Here is a 13988-nt window from a genome sequence, read left to right as displayed (position 1 = left end):
CCCGTCAGACGCAAGGCCATTGTGGCGCCATGACGACACAGCCGCGATCCTTTACGTTTCAATCCCCCGAAGAAACCGCCAATTTCGCCATGCGCTTTGGTGCAAACCTGCAATCGGGCGATGTTGTGTTGTTGGAAGGTGAGATCGGCAGCGGTAAGACGCATTTTGCGCGCGCGCTTATTCAGTCGCTCATGTCCGAGCCCGAAGATGTCCCCTCACCCACGTTTACCTTGGTTCAGGTCTACGATACACCGATTGGTGAAATCTGGCACAGCGATCTCTATCGTTTGAGTGCGGTAGACGAGGTTGAGGAACTGGGCCTGATTGACGCTTTCGAAACCGCTATCTGCCTTGTCGAGTGGCCTGACAAACTTGGGACACTTACCCCAGATACAGCTTTGAAACTGACCTTTGAAACTGACCCTAACACTGAAGATTTGCGCCATATGACCCTGTCATGGCTTGATCCGAAATGGACAAAGAAACTGGAGAGCTTCGGATGACAAACAGGACGGTCCTTGCCGAAGCCCTGATTGCTCAAACCCAATGGGCCGACGCCACCCGTGCACCGCTGGCGGGCGACGCTTCGGACCGCCGCTACGAACGGCTGACCGACGAGGCCAGCGGACAAACGGCTGTTTTGATGGATGCGCCACCTGAAAAATGCGAGGACGTCGAGGACTTTGTGCGCGTCGGTAATTACCTGCGTTCGGTTGGTCTGAGCGCGCCCGAGATCTACGCAGAAGATGCACAATACGGCTTTCTGTTGCTGGAAGATCTGGGTGACGATCTTTTCAGCCGAGTGCTGGCAAAGGATCCTTCGAAGGAGCGTGTTTTGTATGAAGCGGCAACAGACGTTTTGCTGCACCTGCATCAAGGACCTTCTTTGTCTTTGACATCCTTTGATCCGCCGCTGATGACCGAACTGTGCACGCTGGCCTTTACAAGTTACGCGGCCGGAGTTTTGGGGGATTTCGACACTCGTGCGCTAAGCCGGTTTGAGCACCGTTTCGCGGATGTCCTGCACCGTGAAACATCAGGTGCGAAAGTGGTCGCGCTCAGGGACTATCACGCGGAAAACCTGATTTGGTTGCCGGAACGCGACGGGCTGAAGCGTGTTGGCCTTCTGGACTTCCAATCAGCCGTTCTGGCGCATCCCGCCTATGATCTGGTTTCCTTGCTGCAGGACATTCGCCGCAAGGTCTCTCCCGGGGTCGAGATGCAGATGATCAATCGGTATATTGCGGCCTCTGGCATGGACGATCACGATTTTCGCACCGCTTACAGCGTGCTGGGCGCACAACGGAACCTGCGCATTTTAGGTGTGTTCGCACGCCTTGCCACGGACTTTGGCAAACCGCACTACGCGGACATGATACCAGCGGTCTGGGACCATCTGATGCGCGACCTAGATCATCCGGCCTTGGTGTCGATCGCACCGTTGCTGCACGAGGCTTTGCCCAGCCCAACCCCTGAAAACCTGAACAAGCTGAGGGCACGATGACCGGTTCGCCCTTTGCAGTGATGCTGTTTGCAGCAGGGTTTGGCACGCGCATGGGCGCTTTGACCAAAGACCGTCCCAAGCCGTTGATCGATGTGTGCGGGCGCCCCCTGATCGATCACGCGCTGGATCTTGTTTACGAACTTGACCCTGTGCGCATCGTGGCGAACGTGCATTACCATGCCGATCAGCTGCATGCGCATCTAAACCCCAAAGGGGTGATACTCTCACACGAAGAGCCAGAGATACTGGAAACCGGCGGCGGATTACGGGCCGCCCTGCCCTTGTTGGGCACCGACCCCGTTTTCACGCTGAACACCGACGCCATCTGGTCTGGTCCTAACCCTCTGACTATGTTGCAAAAAGCGTGGGATCCGACTCGTATGGATGCGCTTTTGATGTGTGTCCCAATAGCCCAAACCATTGGTCACACGGGGGACGGAGATTTCTCGGCCGACGCGGACGGGCGTATCACGCGCGGGCCGGGTTTGGTCTATGGGGGTGCTCAGATTCTCAAAACGGATGGACTGCACGCGTTCCCGCAATCCGCGTTCTCGCTAAACTTGCTTTGGAACAAGATGCACGATCAAAACCGCCTGTTTGCCATTGAGTATCCGGGGCGATGGTGTGACGTTGGTCGCCCCGAAGGGATCGCCCTGGCCGAAGGTCTGCTGGCTGATGTTTGAACCCAGCACCCTGCCCCGCGTCTTTGCTGTGCCGCCTGGCACAGATTTCCCGAAAGCATTGGTGGATGGCCTGTGGCAGCACTGCTCCGGCCCGCCGGAAGCCTTGGCGCGGGTGGAATTGGTGCTGAACACACGGCGCATGGAACGGCGGGTCCGCGCGTTGTTCAATCAAGGGTCGCCCTGTCTGCTGCCACGTCTTTCTTTGGTCACGGATTTGGGGGAAAGCGTTGATTTAGCGCAGGTTCCTCCAGCCATTCCACCCCTGCGGCGACGTCTGGAACTCACGCAGCTGGTGGCCAAACTGCTGGAACAGCAACCGGATCTGGCGGCGCGCTCTTCGGTCTTCGACCTCTCGGACAGTTTGGCGGCCCTCATTGATGAGATGCAGGGTGAAGGTGTGTCGCCCGAGGCCATCCGGCAGTTGGATGTCAGCGACATGTCCGGGCATTGGGCGCGGGCGCAGGCTTTCATCGGCATTGCCGATCATTTCATCGACACCGGCGCGCAGGCGATGGATGCGCAAGCCCGCCAACGCCACGTTGTCGAAAACCTGATTGCGCGCTGGCAGGAGAATCCTCCGCAGCACCCGGTCATTCTGGCAGGCTCTACCGGGTCGCGCGGAACAACGCTTATGTTGATGGAGGCCATCGCGCGTTTGCCTCAAGGGGCCTTGGTCCTGCCGGGTTATGATTTCGACCAGCCCGTTCACGTTTGGCAGGGGTTGGACGATGCACTGACATCGGAAGACCACCCACAATACCGGTTCCGCAAACTGATGCGCACGCTGGAACTTGCGCCTGATCAGGTTGCTGCATGGACTGACTTGTCCTCGCCCTCACCCGCACGCAACCGTTTGGTTTCACTTGCTTTACGCCCGGCACCCGTAACTGACGCCTGGATGACCGAAGGGCCTGAACTGACCGACCTGGAGGGTGCAACCAAAGACCTGACCCTGGTCGAGGCGCAATCGCCCCGCGCCGAAGCTTTGGCCATCGCCTTGCGCCTGCGACAAGCCGCTGAAGACGGTCAAACCGCTGCCTTGATCACACCGGATCGCATGTTGACCCGTCAGGTCAGCGCGGCACTGGATCGCTGGAATATCCTTCCGGATGACAGTGCGGGCTTGCCTCTGCAACTCTCGCCGCCCGGTCGTTTTCTGCGCCATGTGGCCAACCTGTTCACGCGCCGCCTTGAAGGCGAGGCGTTGCTGACGCTGCTGAAACACCCGCTGTGCCATGACGGGAGTGAGCGTGGCACTCATCTGTTGCATACGCGTGATCTGGAACTGGACCTTCGCCGCCATGGCCCGCCATTCCCCGACAGTATCAGCCTGACGGCATTTGCGATCCGCAAAGAAGCACCTGAAAGCTGGGTCAAATGGGTCGTACATCACTTTTGCGACCAGCAAATCAGCGGCGAGCTGCACCTGTCCGACTGGGTAGACCGGCTGACTACACTGGCCGAAGCGATCTCGGCTGGCAGTACAGGTGAAACCGGCACACTATGGGACAAAAACGCAGGTCAAAAGGCGCAGGCAGTCGTGAACTCTCTCAGAGATGAAGCGCAGCATGGTGGCCCGATGACGGCCCATGATTTTGCCGACCTGCTGGGCGCCTTGCTTGCCGGTGAAGAGGTACGCGACAGGGACGCCCCGCACCCGCACATCATGATATGGGGTACGCTTGAGGCACGAGTACAAGGCGCCGACCTGCTGATCCTTGGCGGGCTGAACGAAGGAAGCTGGCCCGAGGCCCCGGCACCCGATCCTTGGCTGAACCGTCAGATGCGCGATAAAGCCGGGTTGCTGCTGCCCGAACGCCGGATCGGCCTGTCGGCACATGATTTCCAGCAAGCCATCGGCGCGCCCGAGGTCTGGCTGACGCGTGCTACCCGGTCGGATGACGCGGAAACGGTGCCATCGCGCTGGCTCAACCGGCTGACAAACCTGTTGCAAGGGTTGCCGGGGCAGGGTGGTCGCAAGGCTCTGGATGGGATGCGTGCGCGTGGTCAGCGCTGGCTGGACTGGTCAGAAGCTTTGGAAGAAGCGCCGCGCATTGAACCCGCGCATCGCCCGTCGCCTCGCCCTCCGGTCGCTGCACGCCCACGTCGCTTGTCGGTGACCGAAATCAAACGGCTGATCCGCGACCCTTATGCTGTCTATGCCAAACATGTGCTGCGCTTGAAGCCGCTTGACCCATTGGTGCAGGCCCCCGATGCCTTGCTGCGGGGCATCGTGATTCATGAAATCCTTGAGCATTTCGTTAAAGACAGCGTTCTCGACAGCGCTTTGCTGACACGTGAGAATTTCTTGAAACGGGCGCACAGCCTTCTGGAACAGCATGTCGCCTGGCCCACCGCCCGTAAACTCTGGCTGGCTCGGTTGGAGCGGATCGCGGATGACTTCCTAAGCGCCGAACTCTCGCGGCGGGGTGATGGCGGGCCGGTGGCGTTTGAAGCAGCAATGAAACTGGTGCTGAACCCTCTGGATTTCACCATCGTCGGACGTGCGGACCGGATTGATCGCAACAGCCGGGGCGCGCTGCGGATCATCGATTACAAAACCGGCGCGCCGCCCACGGAAAGTCAGCAATCCAAATTCGACAAACAGCTACTGATCGAAGCCGCAATGGCCGAGCAGGGCGGTATCGAAGGCATTGACCCCATAGACGTGGCCGAAGCCATCTTCATCGGCATGGGCGGCAGTTACAAAGAAGTCGCCGCACCCTTGAGTAAAGAACCCACCGACAAAGTTCTGGCTGAGTTGAAAGAGCTGATTTCGGCATATTTAGAGCCTAATCAGGGGTTCTCATCTCGTCGGATGCTGCACAAGGATACGGATGTCGGTGACTATGATCATCTGGCACGGTTCGGCGAATGGGACCGAACCGCTGAAACTTGCCCTGAGGACCTGAAATGAGCCTGCGAAACGACGCAACCGAAAGGCAGGTACAGGCCGCGCGCCCGGATGCTTCTACCTGGCTGGCGGCCAATGCGGGGTCCGGTAAAACGCGGGTTCTGACCGACCGCGTGGCGCGTCTGCTACTGGGCGGGGTTCAACCGCAGCACATTCTGTGCCTGACCTACACAAAGGCGGCCGCAAGTGAGATGCAGAACAGATTGTTCGATCGGCTTGGTGAGTGGGCAATGCTGGATGATGTTTCTCTGTTAGAGCAATTGACCGATCTGGGCGTGCCTGGCGACATCAACTCAGGCAGGCTGGCGCAAGCACGCACATTGTTTGCCCGCGCCATCGAAACGCCGGGTGGTCTAAAAATCCAGACCATTCACTCGTTCTGCGCCTCATTGCTTCGGCGGTTCCCGCTGGAGGCTGGCGTCAGCCCACAGTTCTCTGAGATGGAAGACCGTGCAGCGGCGCTTTTGCAGGAAGAAATCGTCGAGGATTTCGCCGAAGGCGCGCAGGCCGGGTTGATTGAAGATGTGGCGCGGTTCGTGACCGATGCGGGCTTTGACAAATTGACCGCCGCGATCACGCACAGGCGCAACCTGTTTGCAAAGCCATTGGGCTGGTCTGAGTTGTTGAATCGGTTCGATCTTCCGGAAGGCTTTGACGAAACGGCCCTGGCCGGGCGGGTGTTTCTGGGTGGAGAGGTCGAACTGATCCAGTCCATGCTGCCAGCTTTGACTGAAAGCGGCGGCAACAATGCCAAGGCGGCGGCGAAGCTGGCCGGGTTCACTGAGGCCCGATTGGCATATCTGCCTATGCTGGAAGGCGTGTTGCTGACCGGAAAAGGCGCAAAAGAGCCTTTCACCGCCAAGATCAATGGTTTTCCAACCAAACCCCTGCGTGAGGGAGAACTGGCCGATCGGCTGCCACAATTGGAATCCTTCATGCTGCGGGTCGAGGCCGCGCGTGAACAGCGCCTAGCCTTGGTCGCGGCGCAGAAAACCGCCGTACTGCACCGATTTGCTGCCGCGTTTCTGCCAGAGTACGAGCGACGCAAACAATTGCGCGGGTGGCTGGATTTCGATGACCTCATCTTGCGCGCGCGGCAGGTGCTGAATGACCCGGCGGTGGCCGAATGGGTTCTGTATCGCTTGGACGGTGGCATCGACCATATTCTGGTGGACGAAGCACAGGACACCAGTCCGGACCAATGGGACGTGGTCGAGAAACTGGCGCAGGAATTCACCAGCGGGGAAGGGGCCCGATCCGGGGTTGAACGCACTATTTTTGTGGTTGGCGACAAGAAACAGTCGATCTATTCCTTTCAGGGCGCGGACCCGCAGGCGTTTGACAGAATGCAGGAAGAGTTTGGCCGGAAACTGGCTGAATCAGACTCTAAACTGTGGGATATGACCTTGGAATACTCGTTCCGATCCTCCAGCGCGATCCTGTCTTTGGTCGATATTCTGTTTGAAAACCGAATCGAAGCTGGGTTTCACAAGGACAGCCTGCACCGCGCTTTCAAAGCTGACCTACCGGGCCGGGTTGATCTTTGGCCCATCGTGGAAAAGGTCGAAGAGGCCGAGGAAGGTGACTGGACCGATCCGGTGGATCGCCCTGGTGCGCGACACCATACCGTCATTCTGGCCGAGCAGGTTGCACAGTCGATCAAGGCCATGATCGAACGGGGTGAGACGATCCCTGAGGATGGCAAAAACGGCACGTTTGTAAAACGAAAGGTGAAGCCGGGGGATTTCCTGATCCTCGTGCAGCGGCGCTCGGATCTTTTTGCCGAAATCATCCGCGCCTGCAAATCTGCCGGTCTGCCGATCGCCGGGGCCGACCGGCTTAAGGTGGGCGCTGAACTGGCAGTAAAAGACCTGGCCGCGCTGCTGAGCTTTCTGGCCACGCCCGAAGACAGCCTGTCGCTGGCAACGGTTCTGAAATCCCCCTTGTTCGGATGGTCCGAACAGCAGCTTTTCGATCTGGCGCACCGGCGGCAGGAGCAATTCCTCTGGGCCGCGCTGCGCAACCGTGCTGAAGAGTTTCCCGAAACGCTTGCCATTTTGAACGATCTACGCAGTCAGATCGATTTTTTGCGCCCCTATGACCTGATCGAGCGCATTCTGACCCGCCATGACGGGCGGCGCAAACTGCTGGGCCGCCTGGGGGCCGAAGCGGAAGACGGCATCAACGCGTTGCTGTCTCAGGCGCTGGCCTATGAGCGCACCGATATCCCCAGCTTGACTGGTTTTTTGGTCTGGATGCAGACCGACGATCTGGAAATCAAACGGCAGATGAGCGGTGTGGGCAACATGATCCGCGTGATGACCGTGCATGGCTCAAAGGGTCTTGAGGCTCCGATCGTGATCCTCCCGGATACCGGCAAACGCCAGGCACCGCGCGATGCCGAGATCATGGTGACCAAAGGCATTCCGCTGTGGAAAGTCTCGGCAGATGTCTCGCCCAATCTAATCGCACAGGCGCGGGAAGAAGCGCGTACGCGTGAGGAAAATGAACGGCTCCGGCTGCTATATGTGGCTCTAACACGGGCGGAAAAGTGGTTAGTCGTGGCCGCGGCCGGCGAATTGGGGAAAGATGGCAATAGCTGGTACCAAATGGTCGAGGCGGCGATGGAGAGGGCCGGGGCCGCGCCACTGCCGGGTTCCAATATCCGCCGCTTGTCTCACGGGGATTGGGATGCGCTGCCTTTAGTCGAACAACCACAATTGGCGACTGAACGGTTCGCGTTACCAGACATATTTCTACATCCGGCACCTGACCCCATTGAATCCGCAAGCACGCTCAGCCCCTCGGATCTGGGCGGTGCCAAGGCGTTACCCGGTGACGCCGGTTTGGATGAAGACGCTGCAAAACTGCGCGGAACACGTCTGCATCTGCTGTTGGAGCACTTGCCGATAGCTGAACCGGATATGTGGCCAGAGCTTTGCGCCCGACTGCTACCGGATATGCAAGACATAGACCGGAAAGAGCTTTTGACCGAAGTCACACAAGTTCTGACGGCAGAACCACTTAGGAATATTTTTGTACCTGAAACTCTGGCCGAGGTTCCAGTAACCGCAGATTTGAATGGGCAGCGCATGCATGGGGTCATCGACCGGCTGATCGTTTCGGACACAGACGTGCAAGTCATTGATTTCAAAACAAATGCGACTGTTCCAAATCGTGTTGAAGACTGCCCTGAGGGCCTGTTACGCCAAATGGGGGCTTATGCGCAGGCGCTTTCTCAGATCTATCCTGACCGCAGCATCCGAACCGCCATTCTGTGGACCCGAACCGCGAACCTCATGTGGTTGCCACACGATCTTGTGACGGATGCCCTGACCCGCGCTCGGATATCTTGACCTTACCCGATGTGGCACCTACGTTCTGTTTCCGAGTTTACCCCATTCAGGAGACAGAATATGTCGACCGTAGCCGTTACTGACGACACCTTTGACGCCGAAGTCAAAAACTCGACCGTTCCCGTGGTCGTGGACTTCTGGGCCGAATGGTGCGGTCCCTGTAAGCAAATTGGCCCGGCGCTGGAAGAACTGGCCGCTGAGTATGGCGACAAGGTAAAGATCGCCAAGGTCGATGTTGACAGCAACCCGAATGCCGCCGCTGCAATGGGCGTACGTGGTATCCCTGCGCTGTTCATCTTCAAGGACGGTCAGGTTGTTTCCAACCGCGCAGGTGCAGCACCCAAGGCCGCGCTGCAAAGCTGGATCGACGAATCCATCTGATCTGGTCCTAGCAGAACGTTTCAAAGGCGCCTCAGATCGGGGCGCCTTTTTTGTTGTATATGTCGGAGAAACCAATGGCAAAAACGCGTGTTCTTGTAGAATTCGGCATGGGTACATCCCTGCGGCGGATGGATTATACCGAGGCATCATTACGGGCGATTAAGGATGCACTGTGGCATAACTCCGTCAACATGGCTGAACTGTTTGGGTTCCCAAAAGAGGCGATGATCATCGATGCCGAAATCGGCGTGCAGCAGCCGGATCAGGTAGATACCGACGCGCTGAAGGCAATCTTCCCTTATGGACAGCCGAACATCACCGTCACCACAGGTGGACTGGATATCAAGAAACCACATGGTGACGGGCACACGGTTATCGCAAACGCCGCCCTGATCGTTTCCTTTGACATGGAGCCCGCGCAATGAGTGAAAAACGTATCATTCTGGAGATGGGAACGGGCAACGACCTGTATGGTCAGGACTATACCAAAGCGGCGCGCCGTGCGGTGCAGGACGCGTTGCATCATTCATCAATCACACTGTTTTCTAAACTGGGCATTGATCATTCCCAGATGCGGGTCAGCGTGACCATCGGTGTCCAAAACCCTGATCAGGTGGATTGTGATCTGGTTGCTGCTGATCTGCCGCGGGGCCGTGCCGAAGTGCGCGCGGTCAAAGGCGGGTTGGACGTGATGGATAAAGAGGCCGGCACTAAACACGTGGTTGCAACCGCAGCGGTCGAAGCATTCCTGCCCGACCTTGCAGGGAAATACGTAAAAAGCTGACAAAGAAAAAGCCGCTCGGGGTTCCGGGCGGCTGTTCCAATTCGGTAATCCAGACGAAGGATCAGATATTTGCGATGCTTTCGCGGGTCAGACCGATGTCTTCCAGCTGTGCGTCGCTGAGCTCCGACAGAAGGTTCCGTGTTTTACGTGCGTCGTTCCATTTCGCAACAGATTTGACGACGTTTGAGAACGCGTCCGCCACGTGCAGGATGGTAGCTGCTCCGAGCGGCGCATGAATGTTAGCTGTGGTTGCCATGTGCGCAGTCCTTAGATGTGAAACAGCCGACCCGTTGTCGGTTGTAAGCCTCATTTAGTCCCGCGCGCTTGGACTCACAATTGCTGGTCTGGTAACCCCGGATTGCATTTTCTGCATATCTTTTGGGCACTTTAAGAACGGGTTGCGCCAACACCTTACCCGGCCCATATATACCGCCAGCGAAAACGGAGACGATCATGGCAGATAACGACTTTCCCGGTTGGCACGGCACGACGATCATTGGCGTCAAAAAGAACGGTCAGGTTGTCATAGCCGGTGATGGTCAGGTCAGCCTTGGTCAGACCGTGATCAAGGGAACGGCCCGCAAAGTGCGCCGATTGTCGCCCGGCGGGTTCGAGGTTGTGGCAGGTTTTGCCGGATCGACCGCAGATGCTTTCACACTGCTGGAACGTTTGGAAGCCAAGCTTGAGGCCACACCCGGCCAACTGGCTCGCGCTTCGGTCGAACTGGCCAAGGACTGGCGCACCGACAAATACCTGCAAAAGCTTGAGGCGATGCTGATTGTCACTGATGGCAAGGATTTGCTGGTCATCACCGGGGCAGGGGATGTGCTGGAGCCTGAGCACAACGTGGCGGCCATCGGATCGGGCGGAAACTTTGCACTGGCCGCGGCCCGCGCGATGATGGACAGCGACAAAGAAGCCGAGCAGGTCGCGCGCGAAGCCATGGCGATTGCCGCCGATATTTGCGTCTATACAAACGGCAATCTGACAGTTGAAACCATTTCAGGCTAACAGCGCCTTGATCTCTTTCCCTTTCCAGCGACGGTGCATTCCGATCAGGCCGAAGATCGCGGCGATGACCACGATGTAGTAGGGCACGCGGATGTCGATACTCATCAACCCGCCGCCGATCAGAGACATGATGCCTCCGGCCAGACAGAAGACCGCCGTGGTCACGCCCATGACCCAGCCTTGGTCCGTTTCACTAACGCTGGATGAGAACAGGCCCAGCATGGTTGGATATGCGACGCCGAACAGGAAGTAGAAGAAGAAGACCGGCACATAGCTGAGCACACCGCTGGGGCTGAAGGCAAAGGCCAGGCCGCAGATCACCATCACGATGAGAGACGTATAGATGATCTGGTGTTTGCTAAATCGTTCTTGTGCCGGCTTGACGAGGAACGTGCTCGAAAACGCCAGCGCGAAGCCGATCACCACCATGGCCATGCTGCCGCCAATCACACCGTACCCAAAGGCGCTTGTCAGGAAGTTGTCGACGAAAACGTAGAAGGTCACGTTGGCGATCATGAAGAATGCATAGACCGGCAGGATTTTCAGAACCATCGGATGCCCACGCACGGCGATCAGACTGTCGGTAATGTCGCGTGGACGGAAAACAAAGGGTTCACGCTCGGTCCGGGTGTCCTTGAAAAAGGTCATGACCAGGAAGATGGCAATCAGAACCAGAACAAAAGCGCCATAGAACGGCGTTTTGAGGGTTGCGTAACCGCCCAACAAGGCGGCGTCGGACAGGACCGCTCCGATAATGGGGCCGCCCACCAGACCAAAGCTGACGCCGGTCACGATATAGCCCATGTTGCGGTCGCGGTCGGCGGCATCGGTGCTGCCGTCAATCATCGCCGCTTGCGCGATGGGCTGATTACCAGCCGTGAACCCGGTGATCGAGCGTCCGACAATCAACAACAGCAGGCTGTTCATATAAAGCGCCGCGATGGTCAGCGCATAACCGACCAGTGCTCCACCCAGACAGACCAGCAGCGCGTTCTTGCGCCCGATGGAATCCGAGACCTTCGAGACGTAAACAACCCCAAGAAACCAGGACAGGAAGAAACAGCCAATCACGAGGCCATAATAAAAGTGGCGTCGCCCCACTGGTGTGCTGTCTGGCAGGAACCCGGACTTGGTCTCCATGATGAGCGAATTGATGATCGGAAAGACCAGACCTTGCCCGATCAGGTCGACAAAAACCACGAACAACAAGGTGATCTTGGCAATCTTGGTCATAAAAACGCCCCCGGTTCCAATACCTTGGCGCGAGTGTAACAGACAGTTGCTGTGTTACCCAAAGCGTTTCGGGTTTTATATTAGTCAAACTGCGACACGAAAGTCCCGAGAACGCTTGAGGCGTGGCAGGGTATTCACGTCGCAAGTTAAAGCCGAAACGCTGTTGAGGCGTGTCAGAGGCCGGGGGGGGGTCGGCCTCTGACCTGAGTGGTTACTTCAGCGATGCAACGCCCAGCGGCACACCGGCGACTTCGCACCAGATGTACACTTCGTTGTAACCCGACACATCCATCGTCGGTGGCACGGCATAGGATTGCTTGCCTGTCAGGTGCAGCAGCGCGCCCAGTTTGCTGTCGGGGGCATATTTGCCATCCTTACCAAATGCGACACGGGGGTCGGGGCCGTTATCCAGCGAGAAGTCTTCGCCCAGTTCAACGATGTAACGGTCGCCATCCTTGACCAGTTTCACCGAACCGGTGGTGATGTGGTTCGAGCGGCCCTCGAACGAGCCTTTCTTTTTGGCGCCGCCGGCCAAGGCAGTGGTGGTGCCAGCCAGGGTCAGCGCTGCGCCCGTGGCAGCAGCTTTCACAAAAAGCGAACGACGAGTCATCATGATTTGATATCTCCATTGATAGATGCAGGCAGGTTTGCCCGTCGCAAAAACTATGCCGTACGTGCTGCACCCATGGCGATTCACATCGGCACGAATTTCCGTGTGCACCCCGTGAGTTGGCGTGAGTTTTCCGTGATCAGCTTGTGTTTTCCCGTCTTATGATTAGGTTCCGTTTCGAAACAACCGGATTGAATACACATGACCGACCTGACCCCGCGCGAGATTGTCTCGGAACTGGACCGCTTCATTATTGGCCAGAAGGATGCCAAACGAGCGGTGGCCGTTGCCTTGCGCAATCGTTGGCGGCGCAAACAGCTGGCCGATGACATTCGGGACGAAGTCTACCCCAAAAACATTCTGATGATCGGACCCACCGGTGTCGGCAAGACCGAAATCAGCCGCCGACTGGCCAAACTGGCCCGTGCGCCCTTTATCAAGGTCGAGGCCACCAAGTTCACCGAGGTTGGATATGTCGGTCGAGATGTTGAACAGATCGTTCGTGATCTGGCTGACGCAGCCATTGTTCAGACCCGCGAATACATGCGAGAGGATGTTAAGGCGCGTGCCCATCAGGCCGCCGAAGATCGCGTGATTGCCGCAATCGCAGGCGAAGACGCCCGCGAAGGCACCCGCGAGATGTTCCGTAAAAAACTGAAAGCCGGGGAACTGGACGACACGGTGATCGAACTTGAACTCTCCGACACTTCCAACCCAATGCCGATGTTCGACATTCCGGGGCAGCCGGGCAGTCAGATGGGCATGATGAATCTGGGTGACATTTTCGGTAAAGCGTTTGGCGGACGAACCGTTAAGAAACGCATGACGGTCGCTGAAAGCTATGACGCGCTGATCGGAGAAGAGGCCGACAAGCTGCTGGATGACGAAACCGTCAATCGGGTTGCCCTCGAGGCGGTCGAGCAAAACGGGATCGTGTTCCTGGATGAGATCGACAAGGTCTGCGCCCGTTCGGACGCGCGCGGTGGCGATGTCAGCCGCGAAGGGGTGCAGCGCGACCTGCTACCTCTGATCGAAGGCACCACCGTCAGCACCAAACACGGCCCAGTAAAAACCGACCATATCCTGTTCATCGCCTCAGGCGCGTTCCACATCGCCAAACCTTCGGACCTGCTGCCCGAACTGCAGGGCCGTCTGCCGATCCGCGTTGAACTGCGTGCGCTCACCGAAGAAGATTTCGTGCGCATTCTGACCGAAACAGACAACGCGCTTACCCGGCAATACACCGCCCTGATGGGGACCGAAGAGGTCACGGTCAGCTTTACCGAAGACGGCATTGCCGCACTTGCAAGGATTGCAGCAAACGTAAACCAGAGCGTTGAAAATATCGGCGCGCGGCGGCTTTACACGGTGATGGAGCGGGTCTTCGAGGACCTCTCATTTGCTGCACCGGACAAGGCCGGAACTGAAATCACAGTCGATGCGCAATTCGTCAGCGACAATCTTGGTGAATTGACCAAGTCCACAGACCTGAGCCGTTACGTTTTGTAACAG

The 13988-nt window shown here is 57.7% G+C and carries 13 protein-coding genes; 10 read left to right on the top strand and 3 right to left on the bottom strand.

Features of this window, described 5'->3' with window-relative positions; genetic code table 11:
- The first annotated feature begins 29 nt into the window (after positions 1-29).
- The 8 genes from tsaE (at position 30) to ACR0EV_RS14075 (ending at position 9622) form a co-directional block, all read left to right on the top strand.
- Positions 30-503, top strand: a complete 474-nt coding sequence (gene tsaE / locus ACR0EV_RS14110; protein WP_480800667.1) for a tRNA (adenosine(37)-N6)-threonylcarbamoyltransferase complex ATPase subunit type 1 TsaE — start codon at positions 30-32, stop codon at positions 501-503.
- The gene (locus ACR0EV_RS14105; protein ID WP_480800666.1) at positions 500-1504 is read left to right on the top strand and encodes an aminoglycoside phosphotransferase family protein; all 1005 of its coding nucleotides are present in this window, start codon (positions 500-502) and stop codon (positions 1502-1504) included. The genes tsaE and ACR0EV_RS14105 overlap by 4 nt, the downstream gene beginning before the upstream one ends.
- Entirely contained in the window at positions 1501-2187 is a 687-nt protein-coding gene (locus ACR0EV_RS14100; protein WP_480800665.1) for a nucleotidyltransferase family protein, read from the top strand. Before ACR0EV_RS14105 ends, ACR0EV_RS14100 begins: the two co-directional genes overlap by 4 nt.
- Positions 2180-5104 carry a double-strand break repair protein AddB gene (addB, locus tag ACR0EV_RS14095; RefSeq protein WP_480800664.1) on the top strand — a complete coding sequence of 975 codons (2925 nt, stop codon included), beginning with the start codon at positions 2180-2182 and terminating at the stop codon, positions 5102-5104. The genes ACR0EV_RS14100 and addB overlap by 8 nt, the downstream gene beginning before the upstream one ends.
- A complete protein-coding gene (gene addA / locus ACR0EV_RS14090) occupies positions 5101-8457 on the top strand; it encodes a double-strand break repair helicase AddA (protein ID WP_480800663.1) in 3357 nt (1118 codons plus the stop codon). The genes addB and addA overlap by 4 nt, the downstream gene beginning before the upstream one ends.
- Before the next feature lie 60 nt (positions 8458-8517).
- The gene (gene trxA / locus ACR0EV_RS14085; protein ID WP_050604667.1) at positions 8518-8838 is read left to right on the top strand and encodes a thioredoxin; all 321 of its coding nucleotides are present in this window, start codon (positions 8518-8520) and stop codon (positions 8836-8838) included.
- 74 nt (positions 8839-8912) lie between these two features.
- Positions 8913-9263, top strand: a complete 351-nt coding sequence (locus tag ACR0EV_RS14080) for a Lin0512 family protein (protein WP_480800662.1) — start codon at positions 8913-8915, stop codon at positions 9261-9263.
- On the top strand, positions 9260-9622 hold the full coding sequence (locus tag ACR0EV_RS14075; RefSeq protein ID WP_480800661.1) for a Lin0512 family protein: 363 nt from the start codon (positions 9260-9262) through the stop codon (positions 9620-9622). The genes ACR0EV_RS14080 and ACR0EV_RS14075 overlap by 4 nt, the downstream gene beginning before the upstream one ends.
- Positions 9623-9683: 61 nt before the next feature.
- Here the strand turns inward: ACR0EV_RS14075 and ACR0EV_RS14070 are convergent, their stop codons facing one another.
- Entirely contained in the window at positions 9684-9878 is a 195-nt protein-coding gene (locus tag ACR0EV_RS14070; RefSeq protein ID WP_171092756.1) for a DUF1127 domain-containing protein, read from the bottom strand.
- 197 nt (positions 9879-10075) lie between these two features.
- Here ACR0EV_RS14070 and hslV point away from each other — a divergent pair, with 197 nt between their 5' ends.
- Positions 10076-10633 carry an ATP-dependent protease subunit HslV gene (gene hslV / locus ACR0EV_RS14065; RefSeq protein ID WP_171670014.1) on the top strand — a complete coding sequence of 186 codons (558 nt, stop codon included), beginning with the start codon at positions 10076-10078 and terminating at the stop codon, positions 10631-10633.
- Here hslV and ACR0EV_RS14060 read toward each other — a convergent pair.
- Both ACR0EV_RS14060 and ACR0EV_RS14055 read right to left on the bottom strand, forming a co-directional pair.
- Entirely contained in the window at positions 10625-11866 is a 1242-nt protein-coding gene (locus ACR0EV_RS14060) for an MFS transporter (protein WP_480800660.1), read from the bottom strand. The two genes, hslV and ACR0EV_RS14060, sit on opposite strands and share 9 nt — an antisense overlap.
- 211 nt (positions 11867-12077) lie before the next feature.
- Positions 12078-12479, bottom strand: a complete 402-nt coding sequence (locus tag ACR0EV_RS14055) for a DM13 domain-containing protein (RefSeq protein ID WP_171092762.1) — start codon at positions 12477-12479, stop codon at positions 12078-12080.
- 198 nt (positions 12480-12677) lie between these two features.
- Here ACR0EV_RS14055 and hslU point away from each other — a divergent pair, with 198 nt between their 5' ends.
- Complete coding sequence (gene hslU / locus ACR0EV_RS14050) at positions 12678-13985, top strand: ATP-dependent protease ATPase subunit HslU (protein WP_480800659.1); 1308 nt, start codon at positions 12678-12680, stop codon at positions 13983-13985.
- The last annotated feature ends 3 nt before the right edge of the window (positions 13986-13988 follow it).

The organism is Ruegeria sp. CF8 (genome assembly GCF_056537285.1).
Note: the sequence above shows the minus strand (reverse complement) of the source record. Positions and strands in the feature narration are given on the sequence as shown.